We start from the raw sequence: 14582 nt of genomic DNA, 5'->3' as shown, positions 1-14582 counted from the left end.
GAGTTTCCTATTCCCCCTTTAATACACGTCTCGTTGATATCTTTTCTCTGCTTTTAATTTATTTACAAAATCTTTTGTTGCTTGTTCGTCTAACTTACCTTCCTGTGAAATGATCATGTGTAATGTTTCATGCACATCTTTGGCCATTCTTTTTTCATCCCCACATACGTAAATATGTGCGCCTGCCTCGATCCACTCATATAATTCTTGCGCTTTCTCCAACATACGATGTTGAACATATACTTTTTCGTTACTATCACGTGAAAAGGCGACATCCATTTTGTTGAGGTATCCTTTTTTAAGCCAATTTTGCCAGTCGACCTGGTATAGGAAGTCGGAACGAAAATGTTGATCACCAAAAAAGAGCCATGTTTTTCCTTTCAACTCTAATTCTTCTCTTTCCTCGATGTAGCCTCTAAAAGGTGCAACTCCTGTACCTGGTCCAATCATAATGACAGGTGTTTCTTCATCAAAAGGAAATTTAAAGTTAGGATTTTTATGGACATAAACATTTAGTAAATCACCAGGCTTAATCCTATCAGCAATCTCTCCTGTACAAACACCACATCGATCGCGTCCGTGGGTGTGATACCTAACTGTGGCTACGGTTAAATGTACTTCATCAGGGTTTGCCTGATGACTGCTTGAAATCGAGTACTGCCTTGCGGGTATTTTTCGTAAGATTTGCATAATAGACGAAGGCTCGAGATTTTCTGGTGGATAGTCAGTAAGTAAATCTAACCAATCTCGACCCTCTAAGTATCTTTTGAGTTCGTCTGTATTTTTTATTAACTGGGATAAATGATCGTTGTTAAAAAAGTTTGCTGCTTTTTCTAATAAGCCTTTCGTCAGTCTAGTAATCTCAAAAATAGAAGTGAGCGCCTCTTGAATCGAACGAATTTCGCCTTGTTTATTAATTGGTATCGTTTGTTCAGGATTCCAGCCAAGTTTCTCAATAATTTCCTTCACTAGATTCGGATCGTTTTTGGGATAAATGGCTAAACAATCACCAGGTTCATATTGCAGATTTGAACTATCCAAGGAAATTTCAATGTGTCTCGTTTCTTTAGTCGAACCTTTGCCACTCAGTTTGATGTTATCAAGTACTTCTGCTGAAAAAGGGTTACTTTTAGAATAGATAGGCTGTTCAACAGGGCTGGTAGTTACAATTTCTTGATTCGTATCAGCACTGGACTCTTTTTGTAGAAATTGACATACACCATCGATCCATTCTTCTGCTAATTCCTCATAATCGACATCACAATCGATCCGTGGGTGAATTCTTGTTGCCCCGAGTTCTTCTAAACGTTTATCAAAGTCTTTCCCTGTTTGACAGAAATGCTCATACGATTCATCACCAAGAGAGAGGACAGAATATTGAACTTTCTCTAACTTAGGTGCTTTTCTACTGTGTAAAAACTCATGAAATAAAATGGCGTTATCTGGCGGATCCCCTTCGCCATGTGTTGCCGTTATAATAAGCAAATCTTCTGCTTCCTTCAGCTTCTTTGGTTTATAATCATCCATGCTAGAAATCGTGACAGTTCGGTCGATTGTTTTTAATTGTTGTGAGACTTTTTCAGCTAGTGATTGACTATTTCCGGTTTCTGATCCATATAGAATGGTCACTGTTCGTGTTTTTACTTTTACAGAAGTTTTTTCGAGCGGCGTATCCTGTTTTGTAGCCGCTTGTGAAGCTGCTAGATATCCTGCTAGCCAATTCTTTTGTGCATCTGTTAATGTTGGTAAGACTTGATTTAATATCTCCGTTTGCTTTTCATCAAACGGACTATTTACCACTTGTAGAGTCATTCTATTCACCTCTTTTTTTGAAAGTTTTTATTTGCATTAATCCGATAGAAATACTTAGATAAAGCAATAAAAAAAACGTTTAATTTGTAGATGAAGCTGAACTAGCGTGTAGGCCACACTCGGTTTTCTGAAAATCGGCCCATCTGCCAGCCCGTTCATCGTCATTATTTAACACTTTTGTAGTGCATGGAATACAACCAATACTTGGATAATTTTGATCGTGTAGTTTGTTATAAGGTAAGTCATTTAATTCAATGTAGTCCCAAACATCTTCCCATGTCCAATGAATGAGCGGACATATTTTGATGGATTGAAAGCGATCATCTTTGTTAATGAAGTTTGTGTTAGCTCTTGTAGGCGATTGTGCTCTTCTTAGACCTGATATCCAAGCAGTTGCCCCGGATAATGCTTCTTCAAGCGGTTTAACCTTTCGAATATAACAACATTGGTCAGGATTTCTTTTCCATAAGGCAGCACCATATTGTTCTCGTTGTTCATCTACTGTTATTGAGGGCTTTTTTAAATCAATATTTAGTAATGGATATCGTTGCTGCACTTCTTCAATTAAGTCATATGTTTCTTGAAAATGCAGGCCGGTATCTAGAAAAACTAATGCTGCATCTTTTTTAACCTTAGCAATAAGGTCAATAAGCACCATACTTTCTGCACCAAAACTGCAAGCGTAGACTAGTGAATCACCATAGTTATGATAAGCCCATTCAATAATGTTTAAAGCTCCTTTTGTGGGATCATCTACTGTTGGGGTTTCCTCATTTAATGGGCTTTCCATATAATTTTTGTACGTAATCATGTGTTTCCCCCTTTATTGTTTCACTTCATAACACAATAAAAATCCTCCTTATCGTTTTTGATAAGAAGGTAGGCATTTTTGACGTTCCTCCTTATCTTTCGGGTTTCAACATTAGTTGTCCCGCAGGATTTGGCACAGTGTTCTACTAACGAACCTGTTGCCGAGATTTCTTAGGGCCTGCCCCTCCATCTCTCTGGATAAGAATTACATTTATTAACATTTAATATAATAATAACCTTTTATTCTATAGATGTCAATGATTTCTATTGTAAATATTGTAAAAAATATTTGTGGATATCAGACTATCTATAATATGTTTTCTGAGCTCTTACTTAAAGAAATAACAGCATCCCTAACCGTATGATAGACGTGTTTTTTGGAAAGATCCATGTTAAGTAATGCAGATGACATGGCTATTTGACTTCGGATACCTGTAAAAATTATTGTGGTCCCTACTAATTCCATGGTGCTTACAGCTTTGAATAATTGTTGTAATCCCGAATCTTCGACACTTCCAATTCCCGTAAGATCCAATATGAGATATTCAATTTTTTTGTCTACTACATTATGAACGGTTTTATTCATTAAGATAGTAGCCTTTTCGGCGTCAATTTCACCAATTAAAGGACACACACCAATATGATGGTCAATTTTAATAATTGGCACTGAAAGCTCCATTAATTCTTCCGATAAATGTGTATCCACTTTTGTTTGATGAAAATGAAGATATCCACATATATAGCCTGAATTAAAATGTAAGATCATTTCGTCTATTTTTTTTAATAGTATATAGTATTCGTCGTGACTTATAATGTGATGGTCCATTTTTTCTTTTAAAATACTAGTAATTGACTGACTAACTAGAGGAAAAAGGTCCACTGTTCTTATAAAAATTTCTTGATCTAATGTCATGTTTCCGTTTTTAAAACCAGTGTTTTTAAACTCTGTTAATGCTTTTTTATTAGTGATGTTTTCCAAACTTTTACTAAGTAAATACATCAAATTTTCTATAAATATATAAATTTGTGGATACTTGTGTTGATTAGAGATTGACTTGGCAATGGTGCTGCTGTGGGTAGAGATTATTTGAGCTGCATGTTTAATATGTTTTTTTTCTAGCATTATTCTAATGTCCTCCTCAGTTTATATAAAAAAATGATACTAATTTCAGTTTATTGGATTAAGATAAGATTAAAAGAGGTATATTTATTTATACTAAGGGGAGATATATATGGACAAAGATTTGGAAAATACAAAAGTTGTGTTAGATGTAGTATGTGGAAAATGGAAAGCAGTTATTTTACTGAAGTTATTTGAAGGGACACTTCGGTTCGGAGAGATCAAAAGAAGCATTCCATTAATTAATCATCAAACATTAATAAAGCAATTAAGAGAGTTAGAAGAGGATGATCTGATCTCAAAAAAATCCTACCCAGTTGTCCCACCATGGGTGGAATATTCGTTAACCGAATATGGAAGAAGCCTTAAGCCATTATTAAATGAGATGGTGGAATGGGGAGAGAAACACAACAACAAAGACAAAGACAAAACGCCTTCATAATAAACATCATTTCTCTACAATAGTTGAATATAAGTATTTTCTCAACTTCAAACACGAACAGCGCAATATGAGGAAGGTACGACATAAATGAAGTGGTAATTTTGACATGATATAGGTGTGTGGTATCCGCTTCGGCTTGGCCACTCCCCTTTCCATGGGGTTTTTTCTTCAGCTAACTTTTCCATGCAGAAACCGCATGAAAAAGTGGATCTTCAGTAAAAACGAGTCCCATAGGAGTTGGAGTGGCCGCCTCCGCTCAATGAGATTCTACAAATCTTGCAAATGCTAGTATTTTGGTTTATTTCTACAAATGATTATCACAAAAGATAGTGATTAAAGCAAAAATGTATCCTCTTGCTTGAACTGTAGAGTATAAAAAAGCGGACAAGCCGGAGCGATTGCATAGCACATATGAAATCTCATAATTACCCCAAGGTTATGTCGTACTTTCTTTCTAATTATAATATTTTTTGTCTCAGCCTCTTTTTTGTTTGATTATGCCAGAATATCCTCTACTTTTGCTAATGTTTCTTGTGAAAGGGATATTCCTGAGGCTTTTGCATTTTCTTCGATTTGTTCGGGTCTGCTTGCACCAATTAATGCACTGGAAACATTATCTTGACGTAAGATCCATGCGATTGCTAATTGTGCTATTGATAAATTTTCGTTGGCAGCAATTCCTTTTAAAGCCTCCACTCTCTCTAAGTTCGCTTCTGTTAAAATCCGAGATAGGTCTAGGTCTTTTTGAGCAGCACGACTATCACTAGGAATCGCTTCTCCTTTTTTGTATTTACCAGTGAGTACACCCTGAGCCAAAGGGGAGAATACAACTTGCCCAACTCCATTTTTATCGCTAACCGGGATTACTTCTTTTTCAATATAACGATGGAACATACTATAGTTCGGTTGATTGACCACGATTCGGTCCAATAGCTTCTTATCAGCAATACGAACAGCTTCTGTCATTTGTTCGGCAGTCCATTCGCTAACCCCAATATATAGAATCTTACCTTGTCTAACTAAATCATCCAACGCTCTTAATGTTTCCTCAATAGGCGTGTCTGCATGATAACGGTGACAATAATAGACATCGACGTAATCTAAGCCTAACCTGTCTAAACTAGCATTACATTGCTCGATAATATGCTTTCTAGATAACCCTTGGTCGTTTGGACCATCTCCCATTTTACCGAAAACTTTCGTCGCTAACACATAAGAATTCCTTGGGTATTTACGCAAAGCTTTACCAACAATTTTTTCTGCTTCACCACGCATGTAGACATTTGCCGTATCAAAAAAGTTGATCCCTAAATCATAAGCTTTATCGATCGAAGCCTCTGCCTTTTGTTCTTCCACATAACCTCCGTAAGTTAGCCAGCTTCCTAGACTAATTTCACTAACTTTTAGACCAGTATTTCCTAAATGACGATATTGCATAAATCTGTTCCCTCCAATTGTTAAGCGTTTACATAATTATAAATGAATTAAAAATGAGAAGCGAATAATCTGTTCTGCATTGCTGTAGAAAAATATGCTATATTGTTAATAGATTACTCAGGTAAAAAGTGGGGGTGTTTATTTGCGTTTTTCTTTTTGGATTTGGTTGGTATTATGGATAGTAACTTGGGCTTTCGCTATATTAGTTGAGGTAAGTGCGAGTCCAGAACGAATTACATATTTAATCGGGATGTCCGCTTTGTTTTTCATTTGCTTTTTCTTTACCTCTATAGCTAACAAAAGTCGATCGGTACTATGGGTTTTTATTATCATTATTATCACTATTAGCTTTTTAATGCCCTTAAATAATGAAGTTAATCCTTTTACTTGGATCATGTTAGGCTTGATTCTTGCCGTTACTATCAATCACTCAGCAGGTCTAAAACTATATGGTTTGGTTTCACTTAGTATCTTGTCAGCAATTATGTTACATATTGAATTCTTGTCCCCTTTGATAGGTTGTTTCTTCTTTATTTTGTCTGTTTCTGTTCTGACTGGTACGTATTTCTACCAACATCATATCGTCAGCAACAGGGGGATGAAAGAACGTTATCAAGCATTATTACAAACCTATCGAAAGCTTAAAAGAGATACGGTGACAAATGATCAGCATACTAGACAGCAAGAGCGCATCATGATAGGTCGAGAGATCCATGATAGAGTCGGTCATACGTTGACAAACTTGTTAATGCAAATTGAGATATTAAGATTACAAGATAATAGAGCAGACTTGGATCTATTAAAGAATTTAGCTCAAGAAAGCTTGTCTGAAACAAGAAAAGCTGTAAAGGCACTTAAAGAAGATAATGTAACAGGGATTGCAGCGGTGATTCACCTGATTCGTAAACTAGAGGCTGAACAGTATGTGTCTATTTCGTTCTCAACAAGGCAAAATGCGTTATCCGTTTCCTTAAGCCCGAAACAGGCAACGGTTGTTTACCGGGCTATTCAAGAATCGTTGACCAATGTGATGCGTCACAGTAAGGGAAAGGAAGCAACCATTATATTAGAAGCGCCAGGTACGACCCATTTTCGTTTTGAGGTTATTAATCCAACAGAAGGCAACATAGAGTATAAAGATGGTTTTGGATTGATATCAATGAAAGAAAGGTTGGCACAAATAGATGGGGAATTAGATGTGCAAACATACAACAATCAATTTATCGTACGTGGGTTGTTTCCAATAGAGGGGGATAGAAATGACTGATATATTACTTGCGGAAGATCAGGCTATTGTCAGACAAGGAATTAAGATGATGTTAGAGACAGATCCTCAGTTAAAAGTAACAGGTGAGGCCAAAAATGGACGTGAAGCACTTGCTTTGCGTGAAAGAAATCATTATGATCTAGCAATATTAGATATTCGTATGCCTGAAATGGACGGTCTTGATGCAGCTAAGGAGTTATTGCGTCGTTTTCCGCAAATGAAAGTGCTTATGTTAACCACATTTAATGATGAGGAATACGCCATACGCGCACTAAAGATGGGGGTTCGCGGTTATCTATTAAAAGATGCAGAAGCAAGCCAATTGATTCATGCGATAAAGGATTGTTTAGCCGGTGGCCTGCAGTTACCAGGAGAAGTAGCAAAAAAGGTGGTGCCACATTTATTAGAAGGAAAACAAACGATCACTAAGAAGACGAACACGACAATAACCAAGCGAGAATCGGATATTTTGTGTTTGTTAGGTGAAGGGAAAAGCAATAAAGAAATAGCTGAAGTCTTGGCACTATCGGTCGGCACCGTTAAGAATCACATTACACACCTTTTAGATAAATTAGAATTAAGGGACCGGACACAGCTTGCCATTTACGCTATCCATAATGGCTATATCTGAAAAAGTGACGGAGGTCATGTTTTTAAGTAAAAGAAGTGACTAAGGGCAGTGTGCAGACTGCTCTTTTTTTATTACACTAAAGATAACATAAGTGAAACTAAAGGATGGTGACTAAATTGTTGGAAACGGAAGCTTTACGAAAGGCATTTAAAAAGCAAGTCGCAGTCGATGATGTTAATTTATATTTGAAAGAAGGTGAATCTGTAGGGTTGCTCGGACCAAATGGAGCAGGGAAATCAACATTGATCTCGATGATTTCTACCTTAGTGAAACCAACTTCAGGTATTGTTACATGGAATGGTCAGGACATCATTCAACAACCGAACCATATTAGACCGATATTAGGCGTGGTTCCCCAAGAAATAGCTTTATACAAAGAATTATCAGCATATGAAAATGTAAAGTTCTTCGGGAAAATATATCGACTTCGTGGTAAGGAATTAGAAGTAAAAATCCAGGAAGTTTTAGAATTAGTTGGATTAAAAGATAGACAAAAAGAAGTAGTTAATAATTATTCTGGTGGGATGCAGCGAAGAATTAATTTAGCAGTAGCTTTATTACACGAGCCAGAAATTCTGATTATGGATGAACCAACTGTAGGGATTGACCCCCAATCTAGAAATTACATTTTGGAAATGGTTAAAAAACTAAATGAAGAAAAGGGGATCACGGTCCTCTACACCTCACACTATATGGAAGAAGTCGAAAGATTGTGTGACCGGATCTATATAATGGATCATGGCAAAGTGATTGCAACAGGTACCAAAGATGAGTTGACAAGTATATTATCAAGTGAAGAAACGATCCAATTAGAACTCGATCAATCCTCACAAAATTTCAAGAAATTACTTTCAGAGCAAGAAAATGTTCTTAAAGTTACAGAATGGGAAAAAGGGTTAACATTAATTGTTTCTAAGAATAATCGAAAGCTTGCGCATATTTTTCAATTAGCAGAACAAGAAAAGGTCGCCATTATTAGTGTAGACGTAAAAGTTCCATCCTTAGAAGATGTGTTTTTGCATCTAACAGGCCGGAGATTAAGAGATTAGGAGGTGGGACCGTTGTTTGATTTCTTGATGAAGGATTTAAAAATACTATGGCGTGACCGTAGCGAATTACTGATTATTTTTCTTATGCCATTTGTACTTATGACCATTCTCGGGTTCGCTCTAAGTGGAGTAATGAGTGGGAGTCCAGGTGAAATTAAAATCGATGTAGCCGTTGTAGAAGAGGATCAGCCAGAAGAGGGTCTTCAACAATTCAATGAAGTTGTATCGAATCAATCGATTCCAGCTCAAGCACAAGAAGGTTTAATGCAAGCGGCACAACAATTAAATCCTAATGCTCTTATAAAAAAACTCATTAGTGAGGAATTAGCCGATATTGTCACATTAACGGAATTAACGGAGGAAGAAGCGAATCAGCAATTAAGTGAACAGGAAGTAGATACTGTGCTGCTTATTCCTGAAGATTTCAGCTACGATACATTGCAAAATATGTTGTTAGGTGAGGAAGTAACAAGTACGATAACGATTCGAAAAGGGGAACATGCTCATTTTGAAAGTGATATCTTTCAAAATATCATGGAACAGTTCACCAATACGATGACGGTAGAATCAGCTGTGGCAAAAGTTTCAGGAAGAGCGGAGTCATTAGATGTGGAGATCGAAAGTTTTGTCCAAGAAGAAACGGTGACAGATAGAGACCCAGTTAGTTCTATGGAGTATTACACAATTGGAATGGCTGTCATGTTTGCTTTTTTCATCTGCGCTACAATGGCATCTAAGGCTTATACAGAAGTGAACCAGCAAGTGGTAGATCGAATGATGTTAACAGGGATTCATCCCATTTATTTTTTATTAGGTAAAGGTGCAGCAGTTATTATCATGGCCTTTGTTCAAATAAATATATTATTTATTCTGTCTACTTTCATTTTACAATCCTTTCAACCGTTTTCTCTATCCATATGGCTTACATCATTGCTAGTTACTTTATGTTATGCAACGACAATAGGAGCGATTGGCAGCTTACTAGTAGCCTTAACGATAAGGTCCGGTTCTAACTCGATATCAGATGCGTTTGCTAGTGGGTTTGTCAGTGTCTTGGCTTTATTAGGAGGGAGTTTCATCCCGACTGATGGTTTTCCAGCTATTTTTCAAACGATTGGAAATTGGACACCAAATGGTATGGCTCTACGCTCTTATATGTTGGTAAATCAAGGTTTGCCGATCGATAGTATTGTTCCTTATCTATTCAGCCTATTATCGATTACGGTGGTTATCTTTAGTATTAGTGTACTGATCTTTCCGCAAAGGAGGTCAAAATAATGTTCCACATATTTACTTTACAATGGCAACGATTCAGAAGAAAGCCCCTAATGGTATTGGCGATGATGGCGATGACAGTTGTCTTTATCCTGTTTATTGGTGGTGCCAATAGTGAACCGAGAACAATGACGATACCAGTAAGTTTTTCCGATGAAATAGTCGATACAGAAAAGTCCGAGTGGATCAATCAGTTGAATGAATTAGATGGTTTTAAATTTGCTGATACAGACTATGAACAATCAAAAGAAAGTGTCGCATTAGGGAATGCCAGTTTTGGAGTGATTATTTCAGAACAACATTATACATTTTTAGTTGGTACAGAAACACCTAACCAGTCTATTGTCGAACAATTTATCAGTACTCTTTATTGGGAAAAGGAGCGAATTGATTTGGCGGTATCTGCCTCAGATGATGCTGAAGCACGCACGAAAATCGAGAATGGTTTAAAAAATCCACCGATCAAAGTAGAAAGTGTTATTGGTGAATCGCAAAAAGACTTCTTTATTTTCGATAATCAATTACAAGCTCTATTTGGTATGACCCTGTTCTTTGCCATTTATACCATTGTGTTCAGCTTGAGTGAAGTGGCAGAGGAAAAGCAGAGAGGAAGCTGGGATCGGCTTATTTTATCTCCTGTCCGAAAATGGCAGATTTACTTAGGTCATTTGAGTTCGGCTTTTGTAATAGGAATGGTGCAAATGACTGTGATTTTTCTAATGTTTCAAGTATTATTTGGATTTAATATAGGGGACAAATGGTTGGAAATACTGCTTATCTGTGCTTTCTATACGTTTGCGATTGTTGCCTTGGGGATGCTGATCATTGGTTTTGTTAATAAGGCTTCCCAGTTAAGTGCGATTGTTCCGATTGTTGCGGTAAGTATGGCGATGTTGGGTGGTGCTTATTGGCCAATCGAAATTGTTAGTAATAATATGGTGCTAATCGCTGCTAAAGCTGTTCCAATTACGTATGCAATGGACGCATTAAAGTCGGTTACTATCTACGGGAATGAATTAACAGCAATTACTCAACCACTAGTAGTACTCTTTTTCATGGGCGTTCTGTGCATGGGAATCGGCATCAACCTAATGGAAAGGCGCTAGCAACAAAGTAAGGCCGGTTTGATAATCAACAAACTCCAAACGATTCAAATACCATTCGTTTGGAGTTACATAAATAGAAGGAGGATAAGGTGTAATAAACTGATGTATATTTATTAGCCAAATTGGTAATTTTGATATATTTTATTTACTAAATATCCGCTCCAGCTGTCCACTTCCCTTTTACCACGGGCACAAGTGCAACATCTACTCAAGCAAAGCTTTCGTAGTGTTTTCTATGCAGTGGTTTTTTACCTTCAGCTAACTTTTTCAAGCAAATATCGCTCGAAAAAGTGGATCTTCAGGTAAAAAGTTACCACAGGAGTGAAAGTGGACGGCCTGCGCTAATATATTGGTTCTACAACTACTGTGACAGATAGCATTTTGAGCTGTTACTCCGATCAACGATTTTTTTACATGAGAGAAAGAGAAATACCATAATGCTACCTCATACTAGCGTTGTAGAATATCAAATTAGCGTAGGCGTCCGCTTCAACTCCTACGGCATGTTTTTATCCGAAGATCCACTTTGGCAAGCGGTTTTTGCTTTCCAAAGTTAGCTGAGGAGAAAAAGCCGTGGAAAGGGAAGCGGACAAGCCGTAGCGGTTCCTACGTACAAACATTATCTCAAAATTACTACATCATTTATTGCGTAGTTTCCATATAGTGTACAACACCAAGTTTTATTTCGGTCGTTTTTTAAGTGAAGAACAATAATACGTTTAGGTTCATCATTCATTATTTTTTTGTTCTAAATGTTTCACGATGAAAAAAATGATTGCAATGATAAGGAAGATGGCGGCGCTGTAGGCTGTCCATGCAACGCTTGTATACTCAGAGCTATTTTTCACACCAATACCAATGAAGGCCCAAACAAACACAAGCGCATAAAAAATATCCTTTTCTCGCCAAATAAAAAGAAGTGCTAATGCAGTAGCAACGACTATCATTACGATCGTCCAAAAGATACTGACCGCTTCATTTTCTCCAAGTCCAAGATAAACCAGGTAGTAACTTATATTAGCAATCGTTGCGACGCTTATCCAACCCAAATAAACGGAAAAAGGTAATAGCTCTAGTTTAGAAGCATTCACTTTCTTTGCTCTTAAATAGAGAGCTATCAAGGTCAATAATAAGCCAATCATGATAATGTTACTCAATAAAAATAATTGATAATGCCACGTTAAAATCCATGCCACATTTAACACAGAACTTAACCAAAACAACTCACTACATGCCTGATAAATCGGAGCATCACGGCGGATTTTGGGTAATTGCGCAAATACCCAAATTGCTAGTAATAGATAAATAAATCCCCAAATGCTGAAAACGTAACCTGCTGGAGTAAAAAGTACTTCTAATTGATTGGATATTTCACCTGTTGTCATGCCGTTAATGGGTATAATATTTGCCAAGGCATTAACAACGATAACCAATAATAAAGCAGTAAGGTTTACCCAAAAATTTCGCAACTGTTATTTCTCCCCTTTTTTCATCCTTTGGAATGCTTCTAATGCCCGTTCACGTGCAAGCTTATGCTCTACTATGGGTGCGGGATAATCTTGACCAATTTCAACATTTGCCTGTTTTAAAACTTCTTTTGGTGCTTCTGATGGTCGATATAAATGCTTGGTAGGTAAATCTTTTAATTCTGGAAGCCATTTTCGAATATAAATACCGTCTGGATCAAATTTCTCGGCCTGGTTTATCGGATTGAAAATACGAAAGAATGGCGACGAATCGAATCCAGTTCCGGCCACCCATTGCCAACCAAGTGTATTGTTGGCTATATCATGATCTACTAATTGCTTTTCAAAAAAGGCTTGTCCCTCTAACCAATGAGTTAACAAGTGTTTAACTAAGAAAGAAGCAGTTACCATCCGAACGCGATTATGCATATAGCCTGTTTCATTAAGTTCGCGCATCCCTGCATCAACCAGCGGATAGCCAGTTACGCCATTTTTCCACTTTGTAAAAAGTTCCTCCTCTTTTTTTAACCATGGAAAAGTAAGATAAGCAGGTTGTAAGGGTTGATCGATAATATGTGGGAATTCCACTAACTGGTGGTAAGCAAAATCACGCCAAGCCAATTGCTTTAAAAATGTTTCAACGCTCTCTTCATGTCTATGTGGTAACCCTTTTTCCATACCTATTATTTCAAGCATTTCTTTCGTTTCATGCCATATTAATCTTGGTGTTATTTCTCCTTGTGCTAAATGTGGTGATAACAGGGAAGTAGCATCAATTCCTGGGAAATCTCGATATTCTTTATAATCTGCTATCTGATTTTGCAAAAAATCCCGCCACTTTTTTAATGCTTCTGTTTCGCCTGCTTTCCAGTAACTTTTTAGTCTCGTGTTTGTTTCTAAATTGATTTCTTCGGTTTTGCTTTGGTACCAACTAATCGTTTCAGGTGGAAGTAGTGGTTTATTAATAGGTAAGGTCCTCATATTTTTCCAAAAGGACGTAAAGACTTTGTAGGGATTTCCTTGTTTATTTAAAATCGTACCTGGTTCAGTTAGCAAACCTGAATGGAAACGTTGAACAGGGATTTCAATGTTTTCATATATTTTTTGATCTGTCTTACTTTCGGCAGGTCCATAGGAATAATTAAAATATAATGCATCGGCATCTACTTTTTTTATAATTTCAGTTAAGATGGTTAGAGGATTCCCTTTCCGTACTAGCAATGTACCACCTTGCTGTTTGATCATTTGCTGAAAAGCTAACACAGCTTGATTATGATAAAGCTCGCTATTAGTTGGTTTATCGGTACTTGATGAAGGTTTATCTATGTAAACAGGAATAATACTTCCATCCTGAGCTGCATGGTATAGAGCAGGATTATCAAGCAAGCGAAAGTCTCGCTTAAACCAAACAACAATTTTTTGTGTCATTTTTTACACCTCGCTTTAAAAGTAGTATACCCGTTTTGAGTGGATCAAAATCTGAAATAACGAAAGGGATAGACAATGGAACTAAAAATTTATGAAACGTATAAACATATAGTCTTAGTTGAATTGGATAGCTTAAAAAAAGATGGAAGTGTAAAAGCATTAATTGCTTTCCAAACTCGTCATAAATATTTATTAATGGCGTTCCACCCGTCTAATCAAAAATCTATCGGACGTATAATTGCGAATCACAGAAATCGAGAAAGGGATCAATTATTACATAAAATAGAAGATTTACTTGAGGAAACAATCGAGGTTGCACCCTCTGATGGATCTGTAATTAATGCGTTATCTCATATGTTTGGTTATTTTCGAGGTCAATTAACTTCAATAGAAAAAGAGAAGTTTCTATTACTATTAGAAGATTTTCGGCACGGTCAGACTAGGCTGCAAGAGATACTTTTAACAATGCTAGAATGGGCGCAGTTATATAACGAACATTATATTCTGAATCAATCTATTTTAGATTTAGTAAGACATAAATAAGTGATACTTTTTGAAGAAATTTTATAATTTAAAGACCAAACGATCAGAATAGACATTTCGAGATCGTTTGGATTTTTCTGCGTAGTGGGAAGGTACTGCGACATAGCTGAAGTGGTAATCATGAGATTTTATATGTGCTTTGCAACCGCTACGGCTTGCCCGCTTTCCTTTCCGCGGGTTTTTACCCTAAGCTAAC

At 36.9% G+C, this 14582-nt stretch carries 13 protein-coding genes and 1 riboswitch; of the genes, 7 read left to right on the top strand and 6 right to left on the bottom strand.

Annotated features, from left to right (window positions below):
- Positions 1-18: 18 nt before the first annotated feature.
- The 3 genes from BN3107_RS17760 to BN3107_RS17750 all read right to left on the bottom strand — a co-directional run bounded on the left by BN3107_RS17760 (position 19) and on the right by BN3107_RS17750 (position 3745).
- Positions 19-1812: an assimilatory sulfite reductase (NADPH) flavoprotein subunit gene (locus tag BN3107_RS17760; protein WP_058308956.1), complete on the bottom strand. Its 1794-nt coding sequence runs from the start codon at positions 1810-1812 to the stop codon at positions 19-21.
- A 79-nt stretch (positions 1813-1891) separates the two neighbouring features.
- Positions 1892-2623, bottom strand: a complete 732-nt coding sequence (locus BN3107_RS17755; RefSeq protein WP_058308955.1) for a phosphoadenylyl-sulfate reductase — start codon at positions 2621-2623, stop codon at positions 1892-1894.
- Between the two features lie 88 nt (positions 2624-2711).
- A riboswitch (SAM riboswitch) is annotated at positions 2712-2827 on the bottom strand.
- A gap of 102 nt (positions 2828-2929) precedes the next feature.
- On the bottom strand, positions 2930-3745 hold the full coding sequence (locus BN3107_RS17750) for an STAS domain-containing protein (RefSeq protein ID WP_058308954.1): 816 nt from the start codon (positions 3743-3745) through the stop codon (positions 2930-2932).
- A 109-nt stretch (positions 3746-3854) separates the two neighbouring features.
- Here BN3107_RS17750 and BN3107_RS17745 point away from each other — a divergent pair, with 109 nt between their 5' ends.
- Positions 3855-4184, top strand: coding sequence for a winged helix-turn-helix transcriptional regulator (locus BN3107_RS17745; RefSeq protein ID WP_058308953.1), 330 nt, complete (start codon positions 3855-3857; stop codon positions 4182-4184).
- Between the two features lie 495 nt (positions 4185-4679).
- On the opposite strand, the gene BN3107_RS17740 is transcribed toward BN3107_RS17745, so the two are convergent.
- The gene (locus tag BN3107_RS17740) at positions 4680-5621 is read right to left on the bottom strand and encodes an aldo/keto reductase family protein (protein WP_058308952.1); all 942 of its coding nucleotides are present in this window, start codon (positions 5619-5621) and stop codon (positions 4680-4682) included.
- 142 nt (positions 5622-5763) lie between these two features.
- On the opposite strand from BN3107_RS17740, the gene BN3107_RS19525 reads away from it, so the two are divergent.
- From BN3107_RS19525 to BN3107_RS17710, 5 genes are all read left to right on the top strand, one after another.
- Positions 5764-6888, top strand: coding sequence for a sensor histidine kinase (locus tag BN3107_RS19525; protein ID WP_077065150.1), 1125 nt, complete (start codon positions 5764-5766; stop codon positions 6886-6888).
- Positions 6881-7519: a response regulator transcription factor gene (locus BN3107_RS17725; protein WP_058308949.1), complete on the top strand. Its 639-nt coding sequence runs from the start codon at positions 6881-6883 to the stop codon at positions 7517-7519. Before BN3107_RS19525 ends, BN3107_RS17725 begins: the two co-directional genes overlap by 8 nt.
- Before the next feature lie 116 nt (positions 7520-7635).
- On the top strand, positions 7636-8568 hold the full coding sequence (locus tag BN3107_RS17720; protein WP_058308948.1) for an ABC transporter ATP-binding protein: 933 nt from the start codon (positions 7636-7638) through the stop codon (positions 8566-8568).
- 12 nt (positions 8569-8580) lie between these two features.
- Complete coding sequence (locus BN3107_RS17715; protein WP_058308947.1) at positions 8581-9846, top strand: ABC transporter permease; 1266 nt, start codon at positions 8581-8583, stop codon at positions 9844-9846.
- A complete protein-coding gene (locus BN3107_RS17710; RefSeq protein WP_058308946.1) occupies positions 9846-10949 on the top strand; it encodes an ABC transporter permease in 1104 nt (367 codons plus the stop codon). Before BN3107_RS17715 ends, BN3107_RS17710 begins: the two co-directional genes overlap by 1 nt.
- Positions 10950-11677: 728 nt before the next feature.
- Here BN3107_RS17710 and BN3107_RS17705 read toward each other — a convergent pair.
- On the bottom strand, positions 11678-12418 hold the full coding sequence (locus BN3107_RS17705; protein WP_058308945.1) for a TspO/MBR family protein: 741 nt from the start codon (positions 12416-12418) through the stop codon (positions 11678-11680).
- Between the two features lie 3 nt (positions 12419-12421).
- Positions 12422-13843, bottom strand: a complete 1422-nt coding sequence (locus BN3107_RS17700) for a cryptochrome/photolyase family protein (RefSeq protein WP_058308944.1) — start codon at positions 13841-13843, stop codon at positions 12422-12424.
- 75 nt (positions 13844-13918) lie between these two features.
- Here BN3107_RS17700 and BN3107_RS17695 point away from each other — a divergent pair, with 75 nt between their 5' ends.
- On the top strand, positions 13919-14386 hold the full coding sequence (locus BN3107_RS17695; RefSeq protein ID WP_058308943.1) for a DUF1722 domain-containing protein: 468 nt from the start codon (positions 13919-13921) through the stop codon (positions 14384-14386).
- Positions 14387-14582: the final 196 nt, after the last annotated feature.

Source organism: Gracilibacillus massiliensis (assembly GCF_001458115.1).
In the GTDB taxonomy this organism is placed as follows: Bacteria; Bacillota; Bacilli; order Bacillales; family Amphibacillaceae; genus Gracilibacillus; species Gracilibacillus massiliensis.
Note: the sequence above shows the minus strand (reverse complement) of the source record. Positions and strands in the feature narration are given on the sequence as shown.

Excerpts from the sequence above, each read along its gene's own strand:
- BN3107_RS17740 (WP_058308952.1), bottom strand. The coding sequence starts at position 5,621 with ATGCAATATCGTCATTTAGGAAATACTGGTCTAAAAGTTAGTGAAATT.
- BN3107_RS17755 (WP_058308955.1), bottom strand. The coding sequence starts at position 2,623 with ATGATTACGTACAAAAATTATATGGAAAGCCCATTAAATGAGGAAACC.
- BN3107_RS17745 (WP_058308953.1), top strand. The coding sequence starts at position 3,855 with ATGGACAAAGATTTGGAAAATACAAAAGTTGTGTTAGATGTAGTATGT.
- BN3107_RS17725 (WP_058308949.1), top strand. The coding sequence starts at position 6,881 with ATGACTGATATATTACTTGCGGAAGATCAGGCTATTGTCAGACAAGGA.
- BN3107_RS17700 (WP_058308944.1), bottom strand. The coding sequence starts at position 13,843 with ATGACACAAAAAATTGTTGTTTGGTTTAAGCGAGACTTTCGCTTGCTT.
- BN3107_RS17710 (WP_058308946.1), top strand. The coding sequence starts at position 9,846 with ATGTTCCACATATTTACTTTACAATGGCAACGATTCAGAAGAAAGCCC.
- BN3107_RS17750 (WP_058308954.1), bottom strand. The coding sequence starts at position 3,745 with ATGCTAGAAAAAAAACATATTAAACATGCAGCTCAAATAATCTCTACC.
- BN3107_RS17695 (WP_058308943.1), top strand. The coding sequence starts at position 13,919 with ATGGAACTAAAAATTTATGAAACGTATAAACATATAGTCTTAGTTGAA.
- BN3107_RS17760 (WP_058308956.1), bottom strand. The coding sequence starts at position 1,812 with ATGACTCTACAAGTGGTAAATAGTCCGTTTGATGAAAAGCAAACGGAG.